The sequence below is a fragment of the Helicobacter sp. 13S00482-2 genome, from assembly GCF_002272795.1.
Lineage (GTDB): Bacteria > Campylobacterota > Campylobacteria > Campylobacterales > Helicobacteraceae > Helicobacter_J.
Window position 1 is genome coordinate 1 of the sequence record NZ_MLAT01000020.1, and the last position, 26,885, is coordinate 26,885.

Here is a 26,885-nt window from a genome sequence, read left to right on the forward strand (position 1 = left end):
TAGTGCTATCATCATCTTTGAGACATTTTGTGCTATCACTTGCACAGGTTTTTTCTTGAGCAAGTTGGGTATATGCAGAGGTCTTATCCACACTTAGGCCAAGGAAATTAATTGGAAAGATCTCTCTGTAATCTTTTAAGAGTTCATTAGCCTTTTTACCATCTAGGTGAATGATGAGTCCATTGCTAAAGATTCTATCGTTGATAGTTCCATTAGCAGCATTTTCCTCTTTATTGCGTGAATATTCTGTTCTCTCATTCTTTTGAACACTGCTGTCTATAGCGCTATGCTCTGCTAGAATAAAATTAGTGATACCTCCACTGTAATAGATATTTGTTTTTAAGTCAAGTTCTCCTGATATGCCAAAGTTATTCTCTGCATTATCTCTAGTGTAGATATTGAATACCGAAGGTATAAATAATTTTGCAATACGAAACGTTATACCTGTCTTGATAGCCCCCGGAGTTTCATTAGCAAAATTATCGGCATCATAACTGATATAGTTTCTCCCATTTCCTTGTGCTAAGATGGTGGTGGGTTTGATCTTTTGATCTACCATTTTCTTAACTGTATTTATCAATTCATCCTTGCTTATTTGATCACCTGTTTTTTCTTGTTCTTTTTCTAGATTAGATAATAGCTCAAAAATACTACTCACCATCTCAGAACCGCCAGAAGATAGATAAAATGTGTTAGTAAGATCTAAGTTGGTATCTCCCTTATAGGTATAAATATCACCTTCAAACAATGCAGTTCCTCTGAATGGTTGCCCACTTGGTTTGGCATTCTTATCATCTTTCTCACCCACGAAGTTCATATATAGCGTTCCGCCCATATTGAGTATGGGAGAAGTGATTGACGAAGAGATAATATCTGAAATGCTATGAGTGCCCGAGATGATTTTAAGGGTTTTAAAATACGAATCCGTGTTTAAATTTAAATACGTTGTATCGGGATCATAATAAAGAAAATTATTCGCAGCTTTGAGCGTTAAGATGTTCGCTTGGAATGTGCCTTGAAAAACACTACCCCCCTCTAAGATTACATCTCCATCAGGGTTTAAAAAAGAACTTTGGTCTATGAGTAACAATATCCCATCAAAATACGATCCCGCAGCTAGAGTGAGAGAGCCAACACCTCCAATGAAATTTTTGGTTCCCTTAGTGAATAAGGTGCCATTATAAGTGCTATTATATTGGAGACCTAGAAACACCCAATCCCCTGCGGAAGTTGCTACTGAACTGTCCATTTCAAGATAATTTCCACTTCCAGTGGTATTAAGAGTACCGTCCCAATGTCCAATATCTCCAGTTTTTACATTTCCTAGCTTATTAGAAGAAAGATTAGCTTTTAATAATAATTTAGTGTTACTACCTATGGTGATATTATTATTAAAATTTTTGGAATAATCAGCCATTAGTATCCCTTCAAAAACAGAATTGTCTTTGAGATTTAAATCGGAACCTTCCCCTGCTACTAATTCATTATTGCCTATAGCAGTTAAGGTACCTGTGAAGGTTGAATTCTGTGTGAGTCTTAAGAACGTATCTTGCATCCTGAGGGTGTTGGTGCCTGTGTTTGCATCTAAGGTGATGAATGCAGAAGAGCCAGAGAGTAGATTTAGACTTCCAGAGTTCAGTGTGAATTTTACTTGATCATAGCTGTTGTTTCTGATGTTCGTGCTAAGTTTTCCTGTTATTGAACTGTTATTGATAAGACTGATTTGACTTTTATCACCACCACCAGGAATAAGCATATCGCCATTGATGATAGAGTTATCAATGACCATGGTCCCAAAGATTCCCTTCATTGATGTAGCAATCTTGGAATCTTTGATATTTATGGTAGATCCAGCTGTATCAAAGATAAGACTTGGGGCTTGGAGTTCATATCCTATGAGTGTCATCTCTGTGATAAGGCCTTTAAAAATTTGGGGAATATTACTATTATCGAAGGTGTGATCATAAGGAGGAAGCAAGTTGATTTTGGTGATTTTTTGAATCTGACGATCGCTATTAGTAATCAATTTGAACTGAGCACATGTATTGTCATCAGCACTGCATGTTTGCGTGTCTATGGCCTGTGCTTTAAATGGGAACAATGCTCCTATAAGGGTGAGGCTTAGGACAAAAGATTTGTTTGAGAACATAGAAAAAAGCTTTGAAAATAAAAATTTTGAATTCAAAATTTTTGAACTGAGCAAGTTTAGAGAAGAATTTAACGTTACTTCTGAGAGTGGTTCAGGTTTTAGGGGTGAAAAGGGTGAAAAAAGGCGAGAATTTAAAGTTGAAGAGAGGTTATGAGAGGGATTATTTCTTGTGTTGCCCCCCCCCCCATTTGGGTTTTAAAAGCGGATATTTTTTCATTAGGACGTCCTTTATTTAAGATTGTAGTTACTATTGGATTCTAGTTTATCAAAAATTTTCTGAATTAAAAGTAAAATTTAGATTGTTTTTAAGTAGAAAATTTATTTTTGAAGTCCTCTATGAATAAAATCCTTTGTAATATTATGAATGATTGATTGAATATCTCTATGAAACGATCTTGAGAATATTACTTGAAGTAGGATTTGAGAAGTTTTGCCCTTAAAGAGGTGATTTGAAAATAAATTTAATGAGAAAATGATTGGCTTTATAGGGGTTATTGGCAATCTACGCTTGTTTCATATGGGTAGTTTCTGTAGGGGTATTTGTCTATCATTAAGACAATATTTTTGGTTTGATTTATTCTGATGTGTTTAAAAATCATACGTTTGAAGATGGCTCTTGGTTGGGCGAGATTTTTTAATCTTTGTAGTTTGTTTTTGCTTTTGTTGTACACGTTGATTTTCACTAGACATTTAGAAATATTTCTTTTTCCGATGTTTGTGATGTCCATATCGATTAAAAATGCATCTGCATAATGAAGAGGGGAGATCTTGTTGTATGAAATTTGGATTTTATAAAAACCTTTGGTCATAGCGGTTTGGATAAGAAATGGAGTGGAAAAAAGCACCACAAAAGATAAAATGAACAAGAGGGGAAAGATTATTTTTTTTGGATATGCAAGGAGTGATAGCATAAAAAGGAGCAAAAACAAGAGGAAAATGATTAAAAATAACGTAAATTCAATGTAGCCTAAGTGATAAAAAACATATATAAGATTATTTTTCAGCTCTTCCATTTAGGATTTCCTGCTATTTTTTTCATCGATTCCACTTATTCCAAAACGTCTTTTGAGTTCGTCTCTAATCAAATCAGGGTGAATGTTTTTATAGCTGAGTGCTACTAAGGTGTGATAGATGAGATCAGAACACTCATGGATAATCTCTTCTTGGTTGTTGTCTTTGAGTGAAAAAGTGAGCTCACCTGCTTCTTCTATGATTTTTTTGCAGATGGTATTGTCTCCTTTTGCATATAGTGAGGCTGTGTAGGATTTCTCAATGGAGCTTAGTTTTTTCCCTTCTAGTGTCCGATAGAGGGTGTCTATGATGCTGTGTTGTTGGATACTGCATTTTTGAGTCATATCTTCTGAGATATTTTCTAAGGTCATATTTTGCAGGTCTATTTTTTTGAAAAAACAAGTTTGCTTACCCGTGTGACAAACCACACCATTTTGAATGACTTTTGCTAGGAGGGTATCGTTATCGCAGTCTAAAAAAATTTCTATTATCTTTTGAGTGTGCGTACTTTGTTCACCTTTTTTCCAAATACGATTTTTTGTGCGTGAAAAATAATGTAAAAAGCCTGTTTGCAGACTCAATCTTAGGGCCTCTTGATTCATAAAGCCAAGCATTAAGACATCATTATTCTCAAAACTTTGAACAACCATCGGAATTAGGGGGGACTTCTCCCAATCTAACTCATCGATGATTGTTTGTATTTGAGTTTGAAGCATTTATTTTGTGCCAGTAACCGCACTTTTTTGTTTGGTTTTTGAATCCACCCAAATGTTAGGCACAGCTCCACCTGGCATCAGGAATATTTGAGCGTCTTTGTTGGTTTTGAGTGCTTCGTTGAATTTGTTTTGAGTCTCTATTTCTCTTAGTCGCAATAATTTGTCATTCAAGCTTTGACCAATGCTTTTGTTGGCTTCAGATTTTGCTTTTGCTTCAATCACGATGGAGTCAGCTACACCTTGTGCTCTAATACGATTGGCTTGTGCCTCACCTTTTGCTAGAGCCGCGACTTTTTCGGCTTCTTGCTTGGAACGTTCAACTTCATACCTCACTCGCTCAGATTCTTGTCTTGCTATCTGGACTTTCTCAATCTGTTCTTTGATGTTTTGAGGCAATACGATCTCTCTTAGCTGAACAGAACTTAACTCTACAGGGGCATTTGGAAATTTTGCCATATCTTTGGCGATGTCTTCACTGATGAGGGTGGCGATTTCATTACGCTTGGTGGGTAAATCTTCGGCAGGATAGCGTCCTACAACACTACGAACCACGTCACGCACTACAGGATTTATGATTTTTTGTTCCCAACTCAATCCATAGGTGGCGATGGTTTGGGGAGCGGTTTGAGGGTTGAGACGGTATTGAACGGTTAGTTCAATAGAAACGGTTAAACCCCTAGAATCCATCACATTGATGGCGTCATTTCTAAAAATACCTTGATTTTTCCCAACTACGCCCATATCTTCAGTGCGAGAGAAGTTTATCGTCCTCACTCGGGTATCTACAATAATCACATCTTGAATGATGGGTAAGAAAAAATGAATGCCTGGCTGTAATGGAATTGTATTGTATTTACCTGCTGTGACTTTGATGCCCACTTCGCCCGAATTTATCACAACAAAAGGTTTGGCGAGTAAGACAATCAGGACAATTACAATAACCCCGATAAGGCTTGTGAATTTTTTGTTTGTGAAGAAATTTTGAGGGATATTGGGGGGTCTGAAACCTCCTGAATTATTTGGTTTAGGGTCATCTTGTTTGTTTTCTTTTTTGAGATTATTATCATTTCCTCTTTGTTCGTTTTTTCTTTTTAGATGTTCATTCAAATCAATAGGCATATTTGTCCTTATTTATTTAATATAGGTTAGATAGTGGGTGTATTTAGGATTTTTACCCATAACAAGGCTAAAAAATTCTCTTTGGAGCTCTTGAGTGATGGGACCTGCTTTACCTGTTCCGATGATTCTAAAATCAAGTTCTTTGATAGGGGTTATTTCAGCGGCAGTTCCTGTGAAGAATGCTTCTTGGGCGATATAGACTTCATCTCTTGTGATGCGTCTTTGGACTATGGGGATATTTAGATCTTGGGCAATTTGCATTACGGTCTGTTGTGTGATAGATTCTAGTGAATTATCATATGGAGGGGTTATGAGTACCCCATCTCTAATGATAAAAAAGCACTCCCCACTCCCTTCAGCGACAAAACCACTCTCATCAAGCAAGAGTGCTTCTTCACACCCACAGTTTAAAGCTTCGTGCTTTGCCATCTGTGAGTTTAGATAATTAGCAGCGATTTTTGCTTTGCCCATTGTGGATTTGATAGAGTTTCTTGCAAAAGAGCTTGTTTTGACTTTGATACCATTAGTGATGCCATCTTCACCTAGATAAGCACCCCATTCCCAAGCGGCTATGGCTACATTTACGGGGGATTGTTTGTGGCTCACACCCATCGCACCATATCCTAGATAGATTAGGGGGCGGATATAGACATTATTTTGAAAGTCATTTGATCTAAGGAGTTCTATTTGTGCGGCATTGAGTTCATCTTCAGTATAAGGACAATCAATTGCAACGATTTTTGCTGAGTTCAATAGCCTTTTGGTGTGATCATTGAGGCGAAAAATCGCCAATCCTTTATCTGTCATATATGCCCTCACGCCTTCAAAAGCAGCGTTTCCATAATGAAGTGTATGCGAGAGAACGTGCACAGTGGCTTCTTTCCAAGGGAGCAATTTCCCATCTTTCCAAATGTATTTAGCTTCTTTTATCATTGCATTCCTCCGAATTTTGATACATACATTCTAGCAAAGCTAGTTTAATTTAGCTTTTTCTACCTCTATTATTCCCCCTAGAATCAGATCTATTGTGGGTGGATGAAGTGTTTCTAGTAGAAGTTCCATAACCTCCTGAAGGTTTTGAGCCATAGCCTGATCCCCTAGAATCAGATCTTGATCTTGAATTTTCTGAGGGTTTTGATCTCCTGTTTCTGTCATTAAAACCTGATTTTTCTCTGCCCCTAGTGTTTTTTGGGTTTGATTTTTGATCTTCGATTTTTTGAATCTCTTGTTTGCTTAGACCAATTTTTCCACCTTTTAGGTGCAATGCTAGGAGTTTTAAACATAGCTGTGAAAGTTCTATTTTGTCTTTAAGTGATTCATAAATCTCTAAAACTTCATCGCTTACTTTTGTTTTTAGGATATTTTCAAGGACTTTATCACCGCTCAGATTCATAGCGGGGATTTCATAGAGTTCAAGTTTTGATCCAATGTCGTTTTGTATCCTTTTGAGTTCTTTGTATTCTAATGGCGTTACAAGTGTGATGGCAACACCCTTTTTACCTGCTCTACCTGTCCTGCCTATTCGATGAACATAACTCTCTGGATTGAGCGGGATGTGGTAGTTAAATACGTGACTCACATCGCTTATATCAAGTCCTCTACTAGCGACATCTGTGGCTACAAGAATATCGGATTTGTTTGCTTTAAAGGCATTGACGGCTTCTCTTCTTTCTCTTTGTTCCATATCTCCGTGCAATGCTATGGATCTGTAGCCTTTGGAACTCAGGATTGTGTTGAGCTCATCGGCTTCCTTTTTTGTTCGTGTGAAAATAATGCTTTTTGAAGGTGATTGGGTATCAAGAAGCCTTGTGATAGCATCATTTCTTTCAGCTTCATTGATGACATAAAACCTTTGTGAAATATCTACATTTGTCATATTTGTAGGTGTTATCTTGATATTGATTGGATCTTCTAGTATTTTATCGGCCAATAAGCGGATTTGATTTGGCATTGTGGCTGAAAAAAGAAGGATTTGAGCATTGCTAGGCAAGTAGCTAAAAATCTCCTCAATATCATCTAGAAATCCCATATCAAGCATCTCATCACTCTCATCTAAAACCACGATTTTAGGGACAAAATTTTCAAATCGATTGTTTTTGAGATGATCAAGCAATCTGCCAGGAGTGGCTATCATTACTTGGGGCATTTTTTGCATGAATTCACATTGTTTTTTGATGCTTTGACCACCATAGACGCAAATGGTTCTAGTTCTTGCAAATTTCCCAAGCTTAAAAACTTCATCGCTTATTTGCATGGCAAGTTCTCTTGTAGGAGTGATGATAAGTGCTTCAACACTTTTGTCATTTGTGAGCATATTGATGATAGGGAGTGCGAAAGCGGCTGTTTTGCCTGTACCGGTTTGGGCTTGGGCGATGACATCTCTTCCTTGTAAAACCGCTGGAATGGCATCTGCTTGTATGGGACTAGGAGTGGTAAAACCAGCTTCTTGGATACCTTTTAGGACTTGTGAGTTCAGTCCTAGTTGTTCAAAGGTGAGTTCTTCTTTTTGATTGTCTGAATTTTCTAAAATTTCTTTTGGCATTTTTGCTCTCTTATATGATTTTGATTGCAAAAAGCCAAAAATCTCTCAACCAGACTTTTTGCTCTGACATTATAACAGAGTATTTTGGTTTTATTTGAGTAATTCAAATATGTAGGGATTTTGGCATCATTTTTTGCTACTCAAGGTATGAGTTACTTCTTATAAGATTATTGCAATGCCAAGATGCACCATGATTTAAAACTAATCTGTATATTTGTTTTTCTGTGCTTTACTTCTGCCTTTACAAAAAATTCAAAGAGAGAGGCCAAATCTTTATGTTTGATCATTTACTAGTGCAATTTTTTTATTCTGCACCCATAACCGTGTCATTTTTTGCGGGGATTTTGACCTTTGTTAGCCCTTGCATTTTACCACTTATACCCGCTTATATGTCTTATATATCAGGGGTTTCTCTAGAAGATATTAAATCTGGAGAAGCAAATAGGTGGGGGGTTATTTTCAAGTCTATTTTATTTATTTTAGGCTTTGGTTTGACTTTTATACTTTTGGGCGTTCCCTTGGCTAAACTAATCTATCAAGCGGGGGAATGGCTTAATTATATCTCTGGAGTTGCTATTATTGTATTTGGTCTGCATTTTTTGGGAGTTTTTAGAATCGCTTTTTTGTATAAGAGCAAGAAGGTGAATTTTGAAATCAAGCCCACTCAAAATAAATTTTTAAGTTTTCTTGCTCCTATTGTTTTGGGAGTTAGTTTTGCACTGGGTTGGACACCTTGTGTGGGACCTATTCTTTCAAGTATATTGTTTTTGGGAGGGACTCAAGAGGGCTATGCTTTGGGATTAATGAGTGCCTATACATTGGGACTTGGGATTCCATTTTTGGTAGTGGCTATTTTGCTTAATAGGGCATTAGGGGTATTGAATAAAATAAAAAAATATAGCCGATTCATTGAGATTGTATCGGGTATTTTATTGATTCTTATTGGTGTGATTATTTTGAGTGGCTCTATGAGAGATATTAGCCAAAGTTTGATGCAAAATTTAGGAGGTGTTTGATTGAGAAAGATACTAGCGATAGTTTTGTTTTTTGTTCTAGGGAGTTCTTTTGCTTTTGCTGAGCATTCTGATGAGCATAGTTGTGATCCAAAGAGTGAAGATTCTTCATCATTGAAAGGAAATTTTTTGAAAAAGGGAAAGTTGTTTGGGCTATCTTGTGAAAGCAGGATTGAAAATCTTGCTGAAGATGCAAGTCCAAAATCTGAGAGTGAAGAAAAAAAACTAGATGATTTGAAAAATTTCGTGAATTCCTCAAAATAGTTTTGTTCAAGCCCAGAAGATTTTTAAATAGAGTTTGGTTACAATGGCACTTAAAATAGCACTTTTAAGGATAGAAAATGTTATTAAAAAATGGCTTTGTTTGTAACTCTTATGGAAATCAAAAAGCAGATGTTCGTGTAGATGAAGGCAGGGTTGTGGAGATTGCCCCTGAAATTTCTGCTATAAGGGAAGAAAAGGTTATTGAGTGCAAAGATAAGTTTATTTTGCCAGGATTGATTGATTTGAATGTGTACCCAAAAACCAAAACTCTCTCTCAAAAAACCCTCACTTCTTTATCAAAAAAGGCTATAAAAGGTGGAGTTGGGACGGTGCTTGTTTTGCCTGATACTCTTCCAGCTTGTGAAAATGAAGCGATCATAGAGCTGATAAAAAGTATGCAATCAAACATTGAGGTGAACATCATTCCAAGTATCAAGCCAATTAATGTTGAGAAAAAACTCAATAATATTTCTATTCTTCATTCACAAGGAGGCAGGGCTATTTATATTGATAGTCTTGTTGATGGAAATAATCTACTTAGAATCACTCAATATGCTGGTATGTTAGAGATTCCAATTATTTGTTTTGCACAAGATTTAGAGATTGCTAATGGGGTTATTAATGAAGGCAAATTGGCTTCAAGATTAGGACTTCCAAGTATTTCCCCACTTTCTCAGACAAAAGAGATTGCAAAAGTTTCAGAAGTGGCAAGACACACAAATGTGCATCTATTATTTGATGCAGTTACAGAGCCTGAAGGGCTAGAGATTATTGATTATTTTAAGCATAGGAATGCAAATATTAGCGTTCAAACCCCAATTCATCATTTGATTCTTGATGAAAGTGCTTGTGAAAGCTACAACACTAAAGCCAAGCTCAATCCACCATTAAAAGACAATCTATCTAAACAAAAACTTTTGCAGGGACTCAAAGACAAAAAGATTGATATGCTCACAAGTCTTCAATGTGCTGATTATAATTCTCAAAAAGATCAGGTTTTTGAGTTGGCAAGTTTTGGGATTGATGCCATCAGTTATTATTTTCCTCTGGCATACACCTATCTTATCAAGACAGGTATTTTGAGTATGGAGTCTTTTGTGCAGGTAGCCTCAAAGAATCAATCTGATTTTTTGGGTTTGAATAAAGGAGAGATTGCCTTAGGAAAAGATGCGGATTTGATGATTGTGGATTTGAAAGAATATACGCATATTACAGATAGTTTTTCACCTTATTGTGATCAAAGATTATCTTCAAGGGTGGATTTTATGATAATAGGTGGAGAGCTTTATGAGTAATTTTTTGGATTTTTTAAGAACTATTGCACCTTTTACAGAAAGCTTTTTTCTGCTTGTTTTGAAAGTTATTTTTATTTTTGTTGTGGGGATTTTTTTGATTCATTTCACACGTAAAAAAATAGTCAAGATTATCAGTAAAAAAGATGAGATATTAGGTAATTTTATTTCCCAAGTTGCTTCTATTGCTATTCTTATTATCACGATTATGACTGTCTTAGCGAATATCGGAGTGCAGATTGGTTCGATTCTGGCAGTTTTGGGAACCATAGGGGTTGCGATTGCTTTAGCACTTAGGGATTCTCTCTCTAGTATTGCAGGGGGGATTATATTGATTGTCTTAAGACCTTTTAAAAAAAATGATACGATTGAATTAGGTTCGATAACAGGGAATGTTGAAAGCATCAATCTTTTCAATACGATGGTTAGAATGCCTGATGACAAACTTGCTATTTTGCCTAATAGAAATGTGGTTAATGCCAATATTATTAATTGTACAGATAGTGATAAACGTCGTATAGAATGGGTTTTTGGAGTTAAATATGATAATGATATTGAGGAAATTCGTCATATTATTAAAGATGTTGTCTCCAAGATGGATAAACTTGATTTGACTATAGCACCATTTATAGGGGTCACAGATTTTGGAGAGAATTCTTTGAATTTTACTATCAGGGTATGGGCAAAACTTCACAATAATGTATTTGTGATTCGTAGTGAGCTGATAGAAAATATAAAAATAGCACTTGATGAACAGAATATACAGATTCCTCTTGGAAAAATGGACATCACCATATTAAATCAAATCAAAGAGGAAAAATGAATCAGTCAATCAAACTTATTGGCGGGAGTAAGGTTTTTATTTGCGATGAAGGTTTTAGCGTTATTGATGAAGGAGGGGTGGCCTTTCAAACCCAAAATGGCAAAAACCTTATCATAGAGGTTGGAAAATACAAAGATCTCAAACTCAAATATATTGATAGCACGTTTTATGAAGATTCTATTATTCTTCCAAGCTTTGTTAATGCTCATATTCATTTCGAATTTGGGAATAATATTTCAAGCTTTGAATATGGTGGTTTTGATAGATGGCTTAAGAGTGTGATGAAAAAACGTGATGATGTGCTGAGTGATATCACCCAATGTGTTCAAGCAGGTATCAAAGAACAGCTTGAAAGTGGTGTGGGTAGCGTTGGAGCTATTAGTAGCTATGGAAATGATGCACAGGCTTTATCAAACTCCCCTTTAAGAGTTGTGTATTTTAATGAAGCTATTGGCAGTACTCCTTCAGCAATTGATTTTCTATATAGTGATTTTTTGAATCGGTACCATGCTTCTAGAGAGTTACAATCAGATAGATTTATCCCTGCTATTGCTATTCATTCTCCTTATTCTGTTCATAGCGTGTTAGCGAAAAAGGTCTTAGAGATAGCAAGGACAGATGATGTTCGCACATCAGTTCATTTTTTGGAGTCTTTTTATGAAAGAGAGTGGCTTGAATCTTCTAAGGGGTGGTTCAAGGATTTTTATGAAGAAGTTTTAAAGATAAAATCGCCTAAACCTCTTTATAATATAACTGAATTTCTTGAGATGTTTGAGGGATTGGATACTTTATTTGTGCATTGTCTTTTTGCTAATAGATCTGAATTGGATTTTATATCTAAAAATGGGTATTTGATTTCTTGTCCTAGGTCAAACCGTCTTTTGAATAATACCTACATTGACTTATCTCTTCTTGCTTGTGCTAATTTGCATCCTATTTTTGCTACAGATGGGAAAAGTTCTAATAATAACTTGAATATGCTCGATGAACTTAGGAGTGCTTTATTTGGATATACTTCATCTGACTTAGACGAACTTAGTAAGGTTTTGATACTAGGGGCAACGTTGTATCCAGCTAGGGCTTTGAGATTGGATTGTGGAATATTGCAGAGTGGAAAATATGCTGATATTTCGGTTTTTCACTCTGAACAGATAGATAAAAGTTCTCAAGCTCCTCTTCAATTTCTTCTGCATTCTAAAAAAGTTAAGACACTCTATATAAATGGCCATAGCGTTATCAAATAAACCATTCACAGTCTATTGTGTAAAACAGAATATCTTGATTTTGTAATTTTTCATTGGGCAAGGCGTAGCATTCTTGTGTGTTGTTAGATTTTATGATCTTGATAAAGTATTTAGGCACCGCAATACCATTTTTGATGTATTCTATTTCTGAGGGATTTTTTGGATACAGTAGAATATTTAAAACCTGAACATTTCCCTGAAGTTTTGCTATTCTTCTTTCTCTTTGGAGTAGTTTTTGCCACATTCCTTTAAGTTCATATCTTTGAGGGGCCATATTGCTCATTAAGAATATAAAATTTTTAGAACGCGCACTAAAATGCATTGATTCTTCCCCTAATATGTGACATTTTCTGTACTTATTGCTAATATAGTTTTCCCTGTAGGTTCTATATTTAGCGGGAATTTCTGTGTCATAGCGGTATCTAGCACGTTCATTTATGGGTGGGAGATCTGATATGGATTCTTCAATTTCATAGGCTATGGCTTTTGGACTTTTGTATTCAAAGCTATAGCAGTTAATATAGTGATATTTTTTTATCACTAAAGAACAGTTTTCTTTAGTGAAATATTTTTCAAAAGATTGATCAAGTTGATATTTATCAGAGATTTCATCTGTATCAGAAATTGACACTAATATAAACAGTAGATAAATAAAAAATTTAATCATAGATACTCTTTATTTTCAAGTTTTGAATTCCGATAATTTCTTATTGAGCATTTCTGTCATTTTGTTGAGGTGTTCGGACACACTGGCTATTTCTTCCACGCTTCGAGCATTTTCTGTGGATATATCATTGATACTTGAAACATTTTTTATGATTTCTTTTACGTTTTTACCTGTCTCTACATAGTTGTTCAATGTTTTATCCGCAGTTATAAGTGCTTTATCCATCACATCATTCATATGAGAGATTTTTTCTTGAGCAGAGCTAGATATGGATGTGAGTTCTTGAATTTTCTTGGAATTTAGATTCATTTCTCCGCTAACATCAGATATTTCTTGGACAATCACACTGATGGTGGAATTGATTTCGCTAAGACTTTTTTGCGTTCTCTCTGCAAGCTTTCTTACTTCATCGGCAACAACAGCAAATCCTCTACCGTGTTCTCCAGCTCTAGCGGCTTCAATAGCAGCATTGAGTGCTAGGAGGTTGGTTTGTTCAGCTATATCATCAATCATATACAAGATAGATTTTATATCTTCTGCGTTTTGACTCAAGCGATTGATCTTTACAGATAGATCTGCTTCTATCTTTGCAGAAAGAACAATTTGAGAGCTCAGAGCCTTTATTGAATCATTGGTATCTTGAACATAGCTTTTGGCTTGTTGTAAATCTTCCTTTCCTTCTTGGGCGATTTGGATGCAAGAAAAAGTCTCAGTCTCAATTGTTCGACTCTTTTGAGTCACTTCATTCACTATATTTGTGGAATCTTCCACTCTTTTTCCTGTGCTTAGAGATGTGGAACTGAGTTCGTGAGCTACAGAAGAGTTTTCTGAAGAGAGTTGTTTGGCATCCATAATGAGTATTCTGACTTTTTCAATGAAGTTATTGATGGCATTACTAGCTTGTGCTATTTCATCTTTTCCTCTGATTTCAAGCTTTTTGGTAAGGTCGCCATCACCACTAGAGAGATCCTTTGCACGTGCGATAAGATTTTTCACTGGATTGATGAGATTGAATCGAATATAAAAAAATGAAATCACTATCATAATAATCACCACTGCAATTGCTACCACAAAAAAGTTTATGAAATTCTCTTTTGTGCTATTGGCAACATCATCTTTAATAACTTCTATGTCTTTTTCAATGTCATTGAAATATGCAGTGACTGCAATCACATAGTTTGAAAATTTATCTTGTTTGACATATGCGATTTTATTTTCAGGAGCACTACCAGCTTTTCCTGGCATTCGGTAATTGATATAGCCTCCGCCATTTTTAGCAACCTCAATAAATTCTTTCATTATGAGAGTGTTGTCAGAAGATCTTAGATTCAATGAATTTTTTCCCACTAGTTCTGGAGTAATTGGACTGAAGATTAATATGCCATCTTCTGTGGAAACTACAACATTTATTCCATTGTTTCCAAAGTGGATTTTTTTGAGGATTTTTAAAATATCGTCATTAACCTTTTGCACTCTTCCATCCTCTTTATAGGATTCCAACATTATGGATTCAGTTGATATGAGGAATTCAAAAGTGTCTTTTAATTGTCGTTTTCTTTCTTCTATTTTTCCATTTTCTACCTTATGGGTAAAAAAATGCTGTAAATTATTTATCATAGAAAATGAACGATAGATAATTACGCCTGAGAGAATAAAAAGAGATACCAGAATGATAGCAATGATACGAGATGATATGGTCATAAACACTCCTTAAAAGTTCTTAATACAATACTATTTTGGTAAAAAACTCTAATTAGAGTTTTTTGCTAAAGTGCTTATTTCAACCCATAAAAGTATTCAAGAATAATAGGTGATATTTGATAAAAATTCTATAAGAGTCTATTTTTGTGACAATAGACATAGAAATAATAAATAATAAATATGAGTAGAAAATGACAATGATTTTTCCTAGCAGATGCTGTAAAAATTAGAAAAGAATATGATGAATATCTAGAATTAATATTTAAATTTAGAAAATAATACTGAAAATATTATGCATTTTTAGAAGAACTCAAATATTCGAATTCTTCTAAAGATTCAAGCATTCCAGCTTTTGGTAAAATCTCTTCCAGCAAATAAGGATGCTAGACCACTAACTTGTTTCAAACGTAGTAGTTCATCAGAATCCATACCAATGTTTTTCTTGATCCATTCATCACTTTTTCCACATTCTACAAGTTCAGCCACGATGCTTTGCATCAATTCTACGGAATGACTACCTCTAGCTCGATTGTGGCGAATGGTGGAGGCCATACGATGAGAAATGTCCTTATCAATAACCACAACAGGGAGAAGTCCATTTTCACGTTTATATATATCTTTGTGTTCCCTCATAGTGATGTATCGGTGGAAGCCATCGACAATTTCATACATATCCTCATCTTTTATGTAGTAACACACAATAGGCATCGTGTAGCCATCATTCAGGATAGATTGATACAAGAGCTCCATTTCTGGAGTGGCTACTTGATTAGGGTTGTAGGTGTTTGATCGTATTTTTTCAAACGGCACAGATATCACGCTATAAACAGGTGATTTGAAATTATTATTTTTCATAAAACTCCTTCATAGTCATAGATTTTTATATTTTTCCATTATTTTTGCAATTCTATTTTTTTGCTCTTTTGTTTGGGCAAAGCTCAATCCCTTACATAGAACATCGTTTTTTATAATACAAATTGCCATTCGTCTCCAGGTTGGAATTTCTTTGTTTGCCTCAATTTTTCTAGGGGCGGTATCTGGAATTTTGGTGAATATGAATAATTCTTTACCTCTGCTGTTGAGTCTATTTAAGGATTTTACCCCATCAATTTTCCTTCCTTCTTCGCTTACATAACAGCCTTTTTTATTCCAGTATCTGATGAATTTTATAAATTTATTCATATAATGATCTCTTAGTTCTATGGGTAAAGTAGCTAAAAGCATTTTTGTATAGCTTTTCCAAGTATGCCCATCAGGAAGTTTCACATCATAATAGCCCATTATTTTGTCTTTGCAGTAAATGTTGCCAAAGTTCGCACCACTGACACGATTAACAACACCTAGCCAAGTTTGAGGTTCAATGATGCGAAAAAGATTCAAGCCATTTTTTTGATCATCTCCATAAGGTTGGCAAATCCTCATCTCTGATAAAGACATACCTGCTCGATAAAATAAATCATAAAGCTCGTTATACTCCCATTTAAACCGATAATTTGCTAACCAAATATCTTCAGTGGTCCAGTCATAAATAGGGTAGGCGTTATAGCAATTTTCAGAATCTTTTCCTAATTGTGTCGTCCATTTTCTGCCTTCAAAAGTGCGTTTGGAGGTGCTAGCAATTGTTCTGAAACGATTGAAGCTTTCATCAGCCCTAATTCCCACAAGGCAGATCGTGCTGTTAGCTTTTTTGGCCTCAAAACGCACAAAAGCGTTCGTGAATTCTTCAAATTCCATTTTGTAGTCAAAAAAATCAAAGGGATGATTTTTTAATGTCCAAACATAGGACTTTTTTTTGGGGTTATGGATTTCTTTGGGGTATTTTCTAACCCATTTATCAGAATTATCCTTATCCCAGCACGTCCAGAATGGATTGAATACGCTTGTGGCATTTCTAAGATTTAAAGGCAAACAACACCAATGTACTTCTAGATATTTTTGGTTGTTTCTAATCATTTTTTTTATGTAATCAATCGTGTAGGAATATTGTGCCTCAAGATCTACAATAAATAGAACTATCTTTTTTTTGATTTTGTGAGTTCTCATATAGTTTAGCACAAGATTGAGCATCACTCCACTGTCTTTTCCTCCAGAAAAGCTTAAGATAATACGTTCAAAATTGGCAAATATAATATCAAGTCTTTCTATAGAGGCATCATAGACATTAATATCACGATATTTTTTGCCAAAAGTTTGGGACATTTCTAGATTCCTTTAACCAAGCCATATTTTTAGCTTACTATCGTATACACAAAACAATAAAAACTAGCTAAAAGATAATAAATTTGAAGTGATTTTGGGCATATCTTTTTGGAGTATATGGATTGGATTTGAAAGTTTTGTGTTTAAATATTCTATGTAGGGTTTGCTAATGGCGTTATAAGTTTTTTCATCAATAAGATTGATTGCATACGTGCAGGGAATTTTTCGTGATTTTAGATATTCTATGTTTAGGAGTAGATTATTTATCATTCCTAATTTATCTGCACTGATAAGAAATAAAGAAGATTTTAAAAATATGGCTAGATCTAGCATATTGTATTGTTCATCAATAGGCACCATCAATCCTCCTGCACCTTCTATTAGCAAAACATCACATTTAGAAGACAATAAGCTCAGTTTTTTACCAATGAAGTTAAAATCTACTTTTTTATCTAGGGATTCGTGTTTGGATGCAACAAATGGAGAAGCCGGGAGTTTGTAGCGATAAAAGTTGATATCTTGCATATGTAGAGTTTTATCAATTTTTAGATTGTATTGATGGTGTTTTTCACAATCTAAGATCGTGTTTCCATCTTCGCCTGTTTCAATCGGTTTAGCAATGATGGTTTTAATCCCTTGAGAGTTCATATGATCTGCCAAGAGATGTGCACTGTAAGTTTTACCAACATCTGTATTGGTGGCTGTTATGAAGAAGCTTTTCAAAAATTGCCTTTAAATTAATAAAATTAGGTAAAATTATACTGAATCAAAATAATTTTTTAGGGATTTTTATGGCTCAAAATAGCTCACAAGTTGAAACAGATCTCTTGCTCCAAGAACCTAAAATGTCTAAGGTTATACTTCTTAATGATGATTATACGACGATGGATTTTGTGATAAAAATTTTGATGCAAATTTTTGAAAAAACCTACAATGAATCTACCGAAATTATGCTTAGCGTACATCGAAATGGAAGTGCTATATGCGGAATATATCCTTATGATATTGCTGAATTCAAGGCAACCCAAGCTAGAATACAGGCTAGAAAATATGGTTTTCCTTTGAGAATTATTATGCAAGCTTTAAAGTAGGAGAAAAATTTGAACCATCTCATCAGTCCCAATCTTAACCAAACCATTAATAACGCTGTTGAAAATGCTAGAGAAATGAAACACGAAGTACTCACTATTGAGCATGTATTCTTAGCCGTTTTAAACAATGAGAAGGGTGAAGAGTTATTGAAGGTTTTTGGGGTAAATATTTCGCAAATGCAAAAACTCATTCGTGTTTATTTGGCCAATCATATTCCAATATCCCAAGCCCAAGAGATATCTTTACCTACGCAAACTCCAGCTCTTGATAGGGTTTTTACTTCTATGATTGAACACGCTGCAAATTCTAATAAAAAGATTTTAGAAATTGCTGATTTGTTAGCGTTTATTATTCAAGAAGAAAATAGCTATAGTGCAAAACTTTTGAATGCACAGGGTATCACTCGATTAGATATTTTGGAGTTCATTACCAACAATGAAGAAAAACAGCAAAATCTTCAAGATTCAGACAGCTATCTGAGTAAATTTAGCAAGAACCTAATCAAATTAGCTAAAGAAGGGAAGATAGATCCTGTTATTGGCAGAGAGAAAGAGATACATAGAGTCAGCGAGATTTTGTGTCGCCGTAAAAAAAATAATCCTGTTCTTATCGGTGAATCTGGGGTTGGAAAAACAGCCATTGCTGAAGGGATTGCTTTGGAGATTGCTCACAAAAGGGCTCCAAAAGCTCTGCATTGTGCAGAAATATTTGCATTAGATATTGGAGACATGATTGCAGGAAGTAAATATAGAGGTGATTTTGAAAAACGTCTTAAGGGTGTACTCAATGAGATTGCACAGATTCCAAATGCGATTTTGTTTATTGATGAGATCCATACTATTGTAGGTGCAGGTTCAACTTCTGGAGGATCTTTGGATGCTTCAAATCTTCTAAAACCAGCCTTAGCTAATGGCTTGTTGAGATGTATTGGAGCGACAACTTATAATGAATATAAAATGCATTTTGATAAAGACAAAGCACTTTCTAGACGTTTTACTAAAGTAGAGGTGGATGAACCTTCTCTTTTGCACTCTTATGCTATTATCAAGGCACTTGCACCCATTTACGAAAAATATCATCACATCAGCTATTCCCCTGAAGCTTTAAAAGCGTGTGTGGATTTATCTGATCGCTATATTAATGAAAAATTTCTTCCAGATAAGGCGATTGACTTGATGGATGAGGTCGGGGCAAACTATTCAATTCATGGTACTTTGAGCAAAAAACCTAAGTTGATTACTAAAAAAGACATTGAAAATATAATTTCAAAAAGCGTAAACATTCCTAAAACTGAAGTTAATACTGATGAAAGAAGCTTGTTAAAAACGCTTGCTCAAAAGTTAAAATCAAGGATCTATGCTCAAGATAAAGCCATTGATACTCTCATTGAGGCTATCAAGATGAATAAAGCAGGTCTTGGGGAAGTGCATCGCCCTATTGGAAGTTTTTTGTTTGTTGGCCCAAGTGGAGTGGGAAAAACAGAACTCAGTAAGGAATTATCAAAAGCATTGGGATTGCACTTTGAAAAGTTTGATATGAGTGAATATATGGAGGCTCATAGTGTTTCTAGACTTATTGGAGCACCTGCAGGATATGTAGGGTTTGAGCAAGGAGGTTTGCTTATTGATGCCATCAGGAAACACCCTCATTGTGTTTTACTGCTCGATGAGATAGAAAAAGCTCATAGTGATATTTATAATATTCTTTTGCAGGTGATGGACAATGCAACACTTACAGATAATAGCGGGAATAAAGCAGATTTTAAAAATGTAATTTTGATCATGACTTCTAATGTAGGAAGTAAAGATGCAAATATTTTGGGGTTTAATAAAATTGAGGGCAGCAAACATCAAAATGCTTTAAAGGATATTTTTAGTCCTGAGTTTAGGAGCAGACTTGATGGCGTGATTGATTTTCAAAAATTAGGTAAAAAAGAGTTTGAAAGGATTGCGAATAAATATGTTCAAGATATTAATACGCTTTTAAAAGAGAAAAATATTTCTGTATGTATTGATAAAAAAGCCCTGAATGATATTGCCTCAAGGAGCGTGGATCATTCATTGGGCGCAAGAGAAATTCGTAGGATTATTGAGTGTGAAATCAAACGTAAGCTCAGTGATGAGATTCTCTTTGGAAAACTCAAAAATGGTGGTCAGGTGAAGATAACAATGGATAAAAACGGATTAAAATTAGATTTTTTTAAAAATTGAGAATCTTTTGGCTATCTGAATGGTCTTAAATTGGGATTTGAAGCTTTAATGAGAGTTTGATTTTTATTTCTACTAGATGTTTTGGTATAAAAATCAAATACTCTCATCTTTTAAAGTAGATAATTATCGTTTGAGGTTATTCACTGTTTGGAGCATTGAGTCCGCTGTTTGAATTGATTTAGAATTGGCTTCATAAGCACGTTGTCCAGTGATGAGATCGGTCATTTCTTCTACGAGTTTGACATTGCTGAGTTCTAAAAACCCCTGTCGCAATTGACCTAATCCTTCCGTTCCGCCTACACCAACGATTGGATCTCCTGAAGCACTTGTATTTATATAGAGATTATCTCCTAACCCATGAAGCCCTGCGGGGTTGATAAAATTAGCTATTTCTATTTGCCCTAACACATTACTCAAGCCTTGATTGCCTTGAACAACGCTCACAGTTCCATCAGTTCCAATATTGATTTGAGTGGCGTCTTGAGGGACTGTGATTTGTGGCAACAATAAATATCCTTCACTTGTCACGACATTTCCTTGATCATCAAGTTTAAAATTCCCACTTCTTGTATAGGCAGTGGTTCCATCAGGGAGTTGAATTTGAAAAAAGCCCCTACCAGTGATAGCAATATCTAGGTTATTTTCGGTCTCTTTAGGACTACCTTGAGAGAACATTTTATTCACAGCGCCTGGACGTACGCCTAATCCAACCTCTATGCCTGTAGGGGAAAGTGTGGTTTCACTCGTGGCTGTTCCTGCGTATTGAAGCACTTGATAAAACAAATCATTAAACTCTGCTCTTTGTTTCTTATAGCCACTTGTATTCACATTAGCAATATTGTTTGAAGTTGTGTCGATCTGAAGTTGTTGTCCCAACATCCCTGTTGTTGCTGTGTATAATGAACGCATCATTTTTATGTCCTTATGAGAGTCTATTCAAAAACAAGCAAAAACAATACCAACTAATGAGTATATACAAAAGGATATGAATCAATCATTCCCATTTTGACTTCTAAGTCATACAATTTACTTAGATTTTTTGCATTCATCACTTCAGCCACTTTTCCATCGTGAAAATTTTTCCCATCTTTCAACATATAAACTTCATCAGCATAGACACTCACAAGGTTTGGATCGTGAATATTCACCAAGACTGAAAGAGATTTTTTGCTGACTTGATTTTTAAGTTCTCTAAAAAGTAGGGCTTGATTTTTTATATCAAGATGTGAGGTTGGCTCATCAAGTAATAAAATTGGGCAATTTTGCATCAAGGCTCTAGCAAGAAGAACCATTTGTCTTTCTCCTCCACTGATTTCATTGATGCCTTTATGTTTTAAGTCTATGATCTTTATTTCTTCCATTAGATTCAAAGCTTTTTGTTCATCTGTGGTTTTGGGAGAACCAAACATACCCATTTTACGCGTATTGCCCATCATAATAACATCTAAAATGTTGTAGTTAAATGGACTCTGCCATTCTTGGGGTACGTAGGAAATATAGCTTGATCTGATTTCAGGCTTAAGAGTGAGTAGATTGCGATCTTGAGTGTATATTTCACCTTTTACAGGCTTATATATCCCTAAAATATTATAAAACAAAGTTGTTTTACCCGTTCCATTTGGAGCCAAAATAGCGGTGATATTTCCTTTTTTTAAACTCAAAGAAACATCATGCAAGATATAGTTCTGTTTATGGGCAAAACTCAAGTTTCTGATTTCTAATATATTCATCGACCATTCCATTTTCCTGAAAATTGGCTGAGCAACAATATGAAAAAAGGAGCTCCCAAGATGGCAGTTACTATTCCTACGGGCAAATCATAAGAAGTTATCGTCCTAGCAATGCTATCAGCTCCTAAAAGTGTCAGAGCTCCAAGTCCGATTGATCCAGGTAGCAGTTTTCTCATATCTGAACCAAACAATACACGTCCTAAATGTGGTATCACAAGACCTATCCAGCCAATTGTTCCGCTAACACTTACTGCTAAAGCGCATGCAAAACTCACGCAAGCAATGCATATAAAACGCATCTTATATGGTGAAATTCCTAGAGAGAGGCATTCTTCATCACTCAATCCTAAGATATTGATTCTCCATCGAAAAAAAAACAATGGTACAAATCCTATGAATAGACCTGTTAGGGCAATTTTTACATTCTCCCAACTTGCCAGCGATAAGCTTCCTAGAAGCCAAACAACTATAGCTTGTGCCTTTTGAGGATCAACAAAAAATTTGATACTCCCACTTAGTGCACTTAAAAATGCTGAAAGAATAACTCCAGATAAGACTAGAGACACACTTGAGCCCCCTGCAAATTTTCCAATCATAATCACCAGCATTGAAGCTCCTAATGCACCAATAAAAGCTAAAACTCCTAGCGGTAAATTTTCAAATAATCCAATAGATAAAGCACATCCAAACGCCGCACCTGAAGATATCCCAAGCAAGAATGGATCAACCAAGGGATTTTTAAAGATGCTTTGCATTATTGCCCCAGATCCTGATAAAATGCCTCCAACAATGATGGCTAAAATCACTCGGGGCAATCGTATCTCATATATAATTACTCCATCAGAACTTAAGGGACTATCATACAAAATATGCCCATAGATATTCTCCCATACATCTTTCCAATTAATATCGCTTCCACCTAAAAAAAGCATTGCAAAAGCCATTAGAATAAGCAGAATATAAATAAATGTTTTTTTCATCCTAATAGCCTAATAGAATTGAACTTGAAGATTGCATAAAATCCTTTTATTAATCATCAAAAAATCATACCTAGAAAATATTAATATTGATATTTTAGTAATATTCTAACCAAATCAAAAGCCATCCTAGCTAAAAATAGGAGGTTATTTTCTCGCTTTGAATTTCAAAATACAAAATCCAACATAAGCTAATAAGCACACCAATATGATGGTGCTGAAGGCTTCAATATAACCAAAAGGTTTGCTTAAATCAAAAATCCTAAGACCAAAAATTTCAAATCCCATAAATAGCTCCTCTTTGCAATCCTAACTTATTTCGAGCACCTCTTGACATCTAGTGCAAAGCTCTTCATCCTTACTAGAGAGATATCTCCAACATCTTGGACATTTGCATTTTGATGTTTTGAATATGGAAAAGTTTTTTTCAGTCCCATTGTGAGATATTTTGAAGCTTTTAAGAGGTTCTTGTTTTTGAGTTTCACTCACAATTTCACTCACAATGAGCCATTTATCAAGCTCTTTAAAATCATTGTTTTTTGTTTGGATACAAAGTTCTAAAGATGATTTTATGATCTTATCTTTTTTGAGTCCATCAATGGCTTCTCCAAACCCTTCACGAATTTTCAAGAGTTCTTCAAAGTCGGTTTTTAATTCTAAGTTGAACGCTTTCTTAAAATCAATTTTCTGTAAATCAAATACATCAGCGATCTCATCTTTGATAATTTTAGGCGTGAAATCTAAAACTTCATCAATACTATAAGTCAATATTGGTGCTAAAAGATGGAGCAAATTTTTAGTAATGATCGCCATTGCACTCTGATGAGCTTTACGATGAAGAGAATCTTTTACATCACAATAAAGGCTGTCTTTACATAAATCCAAGTAGATACCACTGAGTTCATTGGTTAAAAATCCCATCAAAAGGCTCAATCCTTTTACAAATTCATACTCGCCAAAGAACACCTCAACTTGTAAAAACACTTCATCGGCTTTTAGTACTATCCAGCGGTCAATTTCTCCAAGCTCATTGTATTGCACTAATGATTGCAGTCCATCTGTATTAGCAAGTAAGAATCTTAAGGTATTACGGATCTTTCGATATTGTTCAGCAATTTGTTTGAAAAAATTCACTGAAACGGTGAGATCATTTTGATAATCATTCATAGCCACCCAAAGTCTCAAAATATCACTACCATATTCTTTTAAGATTGAATCTAAACCAATCACATTTCCTTTGGATTTACTCATTTTTTCACCATTTTCATCCACTGTGAAACCGTGAGTAACCACAGATTTAAAAGGAGCTTTTCCGTTTATGGCACAGCTTAAAAGAAGTGAGCTTTGAAACCATCCTCTGTGTTGATCGCTTCCCTCTAAATATACATCAGCAGGATAGTTTCCAGCATCATACTTGGGGCTATTTTTAGCATTTTTGAGTACAGCACTCCAGGTACTGCCACTGTCAAACCACACATCTAAAATATGCTTACCTTTTTCAATTTCATTGGCTCTGTGTTCCCAAGAAGGAGGAAGAAGATCTTTTATTTCCCTACTCCACCAGGCATCACAGCCTTCTTTTTCAAAAATATTGCTTAAATGTTCCAAGACTTCTGCATCAAAGATCGCCTCCCCACTTTTTTTATTTCTAAAAAACGCAATAGGTACGCCCCAATCTCTCTGTCTAGAAATACACCAGTCGGGTCTATTTTGCACCATTGTTTGGATTCTATTTTTTCCAGTTTGTGGATAAAATACAGTTTTATTAATAGCCTCTAATGCAACCTCTCGCAATGTTTTACCATCTCTGAAAGGCTTATCCATTGCAATAAACCATTGCGTTGTTGCACGGTAAATAACAGGCTCGTGCGATCGCCAACAGTGTGGATAAGAGTGTGTGATTTTGCTATGTTTTAAAAGTGCATTTCCCAACATTTTTATGATTTTTTCTTGTGCTTTGAAAATGTGCATACCTATGAATTCTTCAGGTAGAATTTTTTCTTTGAGTATGAGTTCATTAAAACAACCTTTATCATCTACAGCCATGATGATGGGTAGATTGTACTTGAGTCCTATATGATAATCATCTTCTCCATGTGCGGGTGCAGTATGGACTGCTCCAGAACCATCAGTCATACTCACGTGATCTCCAAGTATGATTAGAGAATCCCTTTTATTGAGAGGATTGATAGCTTTAAATCCTTCAAGATCATCACCTAAAAATTCTTTTATGATGATTTCATCTACAATTTTTGCTTTAGAGAGTTTTTCGTGAAGTTCTTTGGCTACAATATAACCGTTTTGTGTCAAGACATATTTTTGACCTGACTTGAGTGCAATTCCTGCATTGGAAGGCAATGTCCAAGGAGTGGTTGTCCAGATTACAATGAAAGCTTTAGTAACTTTTAGCCTTGATAACGCATCTTCTTTGAGCTCAAAAGCCACAAAAACAGAATCAGATTCCTTATCTTTGTATTCTACTTCTGCATCTGCAAGTGCTGTTTCACACGCCCAACTCCAATAGATGGGCTTACTTCGTTCACAAAGTAATCCATTTTTTGCCACTTCGCACAAAACTTTGTAAATATCACTCTCAAAAGTAAAATCCATTGTTTTATATGGGTTGTCAAAATCTCCTAAAATGCCTAGTTGTTGAAACTCCTGACTCTGTATGGCAATAAACTCACTGGCATGTTCCCTGCAAAGTTCCCTGATCTTTTGCTTAGGCAAAGTATCTTTTTTTTCTTTACCAATTTTTTTTTCTACTTGTTGTTCAATAGGCAATCCATGACAATCCCAACCAGGAGTGTATCGAACACTATATCCTTGAAAATAATGATATTTTACAATGATGTCTTTGAGAATTTTATTTAGAGCGTGTCCAATATGGAGATGTCCATTGGCATAAGGGGGGCCATCGTGTAGATTGAAGATATGATTATTTTGATTTTCTTGGGATCGATTTTTTTTCATTTTGTTGTAGATTTGATTTTCTTGCCACTTCTTGTATCTTGAGGGTTCATTCAGAGGTAAATTACCCCTCATTGGAAAATCTGTTTGGGGGAGTATGAGCGTGTCTTTGTAGTCCATCAGAATCCTTATGCTTTCTATAGAATTTGGATCCATTTTACAGAAAATGCACTGAAAGATTTATTTATTTTAAAAGTTTTTTGGTAGAGAATCTCAAATTCAGAGTATATTTTTTGGTTATAATTTTTCAATGAAAAAATATTATGAGAGAGAAAATTTTAAATTATTTTTGGGTGATTGTATTGAAATTTTGCAAAAGGCAACCCCAGAATCTGTAGATATGATTTTTGCCGATCCGCCATATCATCTTTCAAATGGGGGATTTACATGTCAAGGTGGCAAATCTGTTTCTGTAAATAAGGGGAGTTGGGATAAGACTCAAGGCCTTGAGAAGGATTTTGATTTTCATCTAAGATGGATTGAGGCTTGTAAAAGGGTGTTAAAACCTTCAGGTACGATTATGATTTTATCGTTAAAGCCAATAATGAGATTATTATTTTTGAGGTTAATTTTTATGGTGGGGGTGGATCAAAGTTAAAATCTACAGCAGGTGAATACAGAAATTTATATGATGTTCTGGGAGGAAAATTTAGATTTATTTGGATAACAGATGGTATAGGATGGCAAAAATCATCAAGGCCACTGTATGAGACTTTTAAACATAATGATTATTTATTGTCTCTATCAATGCTAGAAAAAGGTATTTTAGAACAAATTATTTAGACAAATAGATCTATTTTGATATTTCAAACCTCTATCACATATTCCTCGCTTTTTGTTTTTGGAATGCTTTTTAAGATTGGAATTTGCAAGACTTTATATTTTTTTGTAGTTTCTAAATATTTTATTTCAATGATGTCTCCAATTTTGACATCCCGACTTGATTTTGCCACTATACCATTGATTGAGACAACTCCTGTTTCACACATATCCTGAGCGATGGAACGTTTTTTTACAATATTAGTAGTGTTTATAAATTTATCAATTCTCATTGTGTAAATATAGCTTAAAAATCATAATCACAAGATCAATGATCAAAACAAATAATGATACGATGAGTAGAAATTCACTTTAGGGGCAATATTGACTTCACTCTTTTTGGTATC

General features: G+C 35.0%; 26 protein-coding genes. 9 read left to right on the forward strand and 17 right to left on the reverse strand.

The genetic code is table 11. The annotated features are described in order from the left end of the window. Nucleotides 1-2,101: hypothetical protein (locus BKH42_RS07835; protein WP_219349848.1), on the reverse strand; the 2,101-nt coding region annotated here is incomplete at its 3' end. 34 nt (nt 2,102-2,135) lie between these two features. Here BKH42_RS07835 and BKH42_RS09790 point away from each other — a divergent pair. Further along, complete coding sequence (locus BKH42_RS09790) at nt 2,136-2,303, forward strand: hypothetical protein (RefSeq protein WP_219349849.1); 168 nt, start codon at nt 2,136-2,138, stop codon at nt 2,301-2,303. A 337-nt stretch (nt 2,304-2,640) separates the two neighbouring features. On the opposite strand, the gene BKH42_RS07840 is transcribed toward BKH42_RS09790, so the two are convergent. Genes BKH42_RS07840 through BKH42_RS07860 form a run of 5 tightly spaced genes read right to left on the reverse strand, consistent with a single transcriptional unit; the run spans nt 2,641 to nt 7,537 of the window. Further along, nucleotides 2,641-3,162 carry a DUF2393 family protein gene (locus BKH42_RS07840; RefSeq protein WP_095296059.1) on the reverse strand — a complete coding sequence of 174 codons (522 nt, stop codon included), beginning with the start codon at nt 3,160-3,162 and terminating at the stop codon, nt 2,641-2,643. After that, on the reverse strand, nt 3,163-3,876 hold the full coding sequence (gene hisIE, locus BKH42_RS07845; protein ID WP_095296060.1) for a bifunctional phosphoribosyl-AMP cyclohydrolase/phosphoribosyl-ATP diphosphatase HisIE: 714 nt from the start codon (nt 3,874-3,876) through the stop codon (nt 3,163-3,165). It abuts the gene before it with no gap. Beyond that, on the reverse strand, nt 3,877-4,995 hold the full coding sequence (locus BKH42_RS07850) for a prohibitin family protein (protein WP_095296061.1): 1,119 nt from the start codon (nt 4,993-4,995) through the stop codon (nt 3,877-3,879). A gap of 12 nt (nt 4,996-5,007) precedes the next feature. After that, nucleotides 5,008-5,925 (reverse strand): branched-chain amino acid transaminase, encoded by a 918-nt coding sequence (locus BKH42_RS07855; protein ID WP_095296080.1) that lies wholly within the window; start codon nt 5,923-5,925, stop codon nt 5,008-5,010. A 52-nt stretch (nt 5,926-5,977) separates the two neighbouring features. Then, entirely contained in the window at nt 5,978-7,537 is a 1,560-nt protein-coding gene (locus BKH42_RS07860; RefSeq protein WP_095296062.1) for a DEAD/DEAH box helicase, read from the reverse strand. 275 nt (nt 7,538-7,812) lie between these two features. On the opposite strand from BKH42_RS07860, the gene BKH42_RS07865 reads away from it, so the two are divergent. From BKH42_RS07865 to BKH42_RS07885, 5 genes are all read left to right on the forward strand, one after another. After that, nucleotides 7,813-8,553 (forward strand): cytochrome c biogenesis protein CcdA, encoded by a 741-nt coding sequence (locus BKH42_RS07865; protein ID WP_095296063.1) that lies wholly within the window; start codon nt 7,813-7,815, stop codon nt 8,551-8,553. Beyond that, complete coding sequence (locus tag BKH42_RS07870) at nt 8,554-8,814, forward strand: hypothetical protein (protein ID WP_095296064.1); 261 nt, start codon at nt 8,554-8,556, stop codon at nt 8,812-8,814. It abuts the gene before it with no gap. A gap of 77 nt (nt 8,815-8,891) precedes the next feature. Further along, the gene (locus tag BKH42_RS07875; RefSeq protein WP_095296065.1) at nt 8,892-10,109 is read left to right on the forward strand and encodes an amidohydrolase family protein; all 1,218 of its coding nucleotides are present in this window, start codon (nt 8,892-8,894) and stop codon (nt 10,107-10,109) included. After that, on the forward strand, nt 10,102-10,929 hold the full coding sequence (locus tag BKH42_RS07880; RefSeq protein WP_095296066.1) for a mechanosensitive ion channel family protein: 828 nt from the start codon (nt 10,102-10,104) through the stop codon (nt 10,927-10,929). Before BKH42_RS07875 ends, BKH42_RS07880 begins: the two co-directional genes overlap by 8 nt. Next, complete coding sequence (locus BKH42_RS07885; RefSeq protein WP_095296067.1) at nt 10,926-12,173, forward strand: metal-dependent hydrolase; 1,248 nt, start codon at nt 10,926-10,928, stop codon at nt 12,171-12,173. Before BKH42_RS07880 ends, BKH42_RS07885 begins: the two co-directional genes overlap by 4 nt. On the opposite strand, the gene BKH42_RS07890 is transcribed toward BKH42_RS07885, so the two are convergent. The 5 genes from BKH42_RS07890 to bioD form a co-directional block, all read right to left on the reverse strand. After that, nucleotides 12,166-12,840, reverse strand: a complete 675-nt coding sequence (locus BKH42_RS07890; protein ID WP_095296068.1) for a DNA/RNA non-specific endonuclease — start codon at nt 12,838-12,840, stop codon at nt 12,166-12,168. The two genes, BKH42_RS07885 and BKH42_RS07890, sit on opposite strands and share 8 nt — an antisense overlap. 15 nt (nt 12,841-12,855) lie before the next feature. Further along, nucleotides 12,856-14,541, reverse strand: coding sequence for a methyl-accepting chemotaxis protein (locus tag BKH42_RS07895; RefSeq protein WP_095296069.1), 1,686 nt, complete (start codon nt 14,539-14,541; stop codon nt 12,856-12,858). 336 nt (nt 14,542-14,877) lie between these two features. Beyond that, entirely contained in the window at nt 14,878-15,396 is a 519-nt protein-coding gene (locus BKH42_RS07900; RefSeq protein ID WP_095296070.1) for a ParB/RepB/Spo0J family partition protein, read from the reverse strand. Between the two features lie 15 nt (nt 15,397-15,411). After that, nucleotides 15,412-16,740 carry a DUF3440 domain-containing protein gene (locus tag BKH42_RS07905; protein WP_095296071.1) on the reverse strand — a complete coding sequence of 443 codons (1,329 nt, stop codon included), beginning with the start codon at nt 16,738-16,740 and terminating at the stop codon, nt 15,412-15,414. Between the two features lie 63 nt (nt 16,741-16,803). Continuing rightward, entirely contained in the window at nt 16,804-17,463 is a 660-nt protein-coding gene (gene bioD / locus BKH42_RS07910) for a dethiobiotin synthase (protein WP_095296072.1), read from the reverse strand. Between the two features lie 68 nt (nt 17,464-17,531). On the opposite strand from bioD, the gene BKH42_RS07915 reads away from it, so the two are divergent. Together BKH42_RS07915 and BKH42_RS07920 are read left to right on the forward strand one after the other, a co-directional pair. Further along, nucleotides 17,532-17,831 (forward strand): ATP-dependent Clp protease adaptor ClpS, encoded by a 300-nt coding sequence (locus BKH42_RS07915; protein ID WP_095296073.1) that lies wholly within the window; start codon nt 17,532-17,534, stop codon nt 17,829-17,831. A gap of 9 nt (nt 17,832-17,840) precedes the next feature. Next, nucleotides 17,841-20,042, forward strand: a complete 2,202-nt coding sequence (locus BKH42_RS07920; protein WP_257874293.1) for an AAA family ATPase — start codon at nt 17,841-17,843, stop codon at nt 20,040-20,042. A gap of 123 nt (nt 20,043-20,165) precedes the next feature. Here the strand turns inward: BKH42_RS07920 and flgG are convergent, their stop codons facing one another. From flgG to ileS, 5 genes are all read right to left on the reverse strand, one after another. Then, nucleotides 20,166-20,954, reverse strand: coding sequence for a flagellar basal-body rod protein FlgG (gene flgG, locus BKH42_RS07925; RefSeq protein WP_095296074.1), 789 nt, complete (start codon nt 20,952-20,954; stop codon nt 20,166-20,168). A 50-nt stretch (nt 20,955-21,004) separates the two neighbouring features. Further along, complete coding sequence (locus BKH42_RS07930; protein WP_180674016.1) at nt 21,005-21,772, reverse strand: ABC transporter ATP-binding protein; 768 nt, start codon at nt 21,770-21,772, stop codon at nt 21,005-21,007. Next, nucleotides 21,769-22,752: an iron ABC transporter permease gene (locus BKH42_RS07935; RefSeq protein WP_095296076.1), complete on the reverse strand. Its 984-nt coding sequence runs from the start codon at nt 22,750-22,752 to the stop codon at nt 21,769-21,771. The genes BKH42_RS07930 and BKH42_RS07935 overlap by 4 nt, the downstream gene beginning before the upstream one ends. Nucleotides 22,753-22,896: 144 nt before the next feature. Then, nucleotides 22,897-23,037, reverse strand: coding sequence for a hypothetical protein (locus BKH42_RS09540; RefSeq protein ID WP_180674017.1), 141 nt, complete (start codon nt 23,035-23,037; stop codon nt 22,897-22,899). Nucleotides 23,038-23,058: 21 nt separating this feature from the next. Further along, nucleotides 23,059-25,839, reverse strand: coding sequence for an isoleucine--tRNA ligase (gene ileS, locus BKH42_RS07940; protein ID WP_095296077.1), 2,781 nt, complete (start codon nt 25,837-25,839; stop codon nt 23,059-23,061). Between the two features lie 130 nt (nt 25,840-25,969). On the opposite strand from ileS, the gene BKH42_RS07945 reads away from it, so the two are divergent. Beyond that, nucleotides 25,970-26,317, forward strand: coding sequence for a DNA methyltransferase (locus tag BKH42_RS07945; protein WP_095296078.1), 348 nt, complete (start codon nt 25,970-25,972; stop codon nt 26,315-26,317). Nucleotides 26,318-26,525: 208 nt separating this feature from the next. Here the strand turns inward: BKH42_RS07945 and BKH42_RS07955 are convergent, their stop codons facing one another. After that, complete coding sequence (locus BKH42_RS07955) at nt 26,526-26,771, reverse strand: RNA-binding S4 domain-containing protein (protein WP_095296079.1); 246 nt, start codon at nt 26,769-26,771, stop codon at nt 26,526-26,528. Between the last annotated feature and the right edge of the window lie 114 nt (nt 26,772-26,885).

What these genes read in the sequence shown, in the direction of transcription:
- BKH42_RS07840 (WP_095296059.1), bottom strand. Translation starts at nt 3,162, where the DNA reads ATGGAAGAGCTGAAAAATAATCTTATATATGTTTTTTATCACTTAGGC.
- hisIE (WP_095296060.1), bottom strand. Translation starts at nt 3,876, where the DNA reads ATGCTTCAAACTCAAATACAAACAATCATCGATGAGTTAGATTGGGAG.
- BKH42_RS07850 (WP_095296061.1), bottom strand. Translation starts at nt 4,995, where the DNA reads ATGCCTATTGATTTGAATGAACATCTAAAAAGAAAAAACGAACAAAGA.
- BKH42_RS07860 (WP_095296062.1), bottom strand. Translation starts at nt 7,537, where the DNA reads ATGCCAAAAGAAATTTTAGAAAATTCAGACAATCAAAAAGAAGAACTC.
- BKH42_RS07865 (WP_095296063.1), top strand. Translation starts at nt 7,813, where the DNA reads ATGTTTGATCATTTACTAGTGCAATTTTTTTATTCTGCACCCATAACC.
- BKH42_RS07875 (WP_095296065.1), top strand. Translation starts at nt 8,892, where the DNA reads ATGTTATTAAAAAATGGCTTTGTTTGTAACTCTTATGGAAATCAAAAA.
- BKH42_RS07880 (WP_095296066.1), top strand. Translation starts at nt 10,102, where the DNA reads ATGAGTAATTTTTTGGATTTTTTAAGAACTATTGCACCTTTTACAGAA.
- BKH42_RS07885 (WP_095296067.1), top strand. Translation starts at nt 10,926, where the DNA reads ATGAATCAGTCAATCAAACTTATTGGCGGGAGTAAGGTTTTTATTTGC.
- BKH42_RS07890 (WP_095296068.1), bottom strand. Translation starts at nt 12,840, where the DNA reads ATGATTAAATTTTTTATTTATCTACTGTTTATATTAGTGTCAATTTCT.
- BKH42_RS07895 (WP_095296069.1), bottom strand. Translation starts at nt 14,541, where the DNA reads ATGACCATATCATCTCGTATCATTGCTATCATTCTGGTATCTCTTTTT.
- BKH42_RS07900 (WP_095296070.1), bottom strand. Translation starts at nt 15,396, where the DNA reads ATGAAAAATAATAATTTCAAATCACCTGTTTATAGCGTGATATCTGTG.
- BKH42_RS07905 (WP_095296071.1), bottom strand. Translation starts at nt 16,740, where the DNA reads ATGTCCCAAACTTTTGGCAAAAAATATCGTGATATTAATGTCTATGAT.
- BKH42_RS07915 (WP_095296073.1), top strand. Translation starts at nt 17,532, where the DNA reads ATGGCTCAAAATAGCTCACAAGTTGAAACAGATCTCTTGCTCCAAGAA.
- flgG (WP_095296074.1), bottom strand. Translation starts at nt 20,954, where the DNA reads ATGATGCGTTCATTATACACAGCAACAACAGGGATGTTGGGACAACAA.
- BKH42_RS07930 (WP_180674016.1), bottom strand. Translation starts at nt 21,772, where the DNA reads ATGAATATATTAGAAATCAGAAACTTGAGTTTTGCCCATAAACAGAAC.
- BKH42_RS07935 (WP_095296076.1), bottom strand. Translation starts at nt 22,752, where the DNA reads ATGAAAAAAACATTTATTTATATTCTGCTTATTCTAATGGCTTTTGCA.
- BKH42_RS09540 (WP_180674017.1), bottom strand. Translation starts at nt 23,037, where the DNA reads ATGGGATTTGAAATTTTTGGTCTTAGGATTTTTGATTTAAGCAAACCT.
- ileS (WP_095296077.1), bottom strand. Translation starts at nt 25,839, where the DNA reads ATGGACTACAAAGACACGCTCATACTCCCCCAAACAGATTTTCCAATG.
- BKH42_RS07945 (WP_095296078.1), top strand. Translation starts at nt 25,970, where the DNA reads ATGAAAAAATATTATGAGAGAGAAAATTTTAAATTATTTTTGGGTGAT.
- BKH42_RS07955 (WP_095296079.1), bottom strand. Translation starts at nt 26,771, where the DNA reads ATGAGAATTGATAAATTTATAAACACTACTAATATTGTAAAAAAACGT.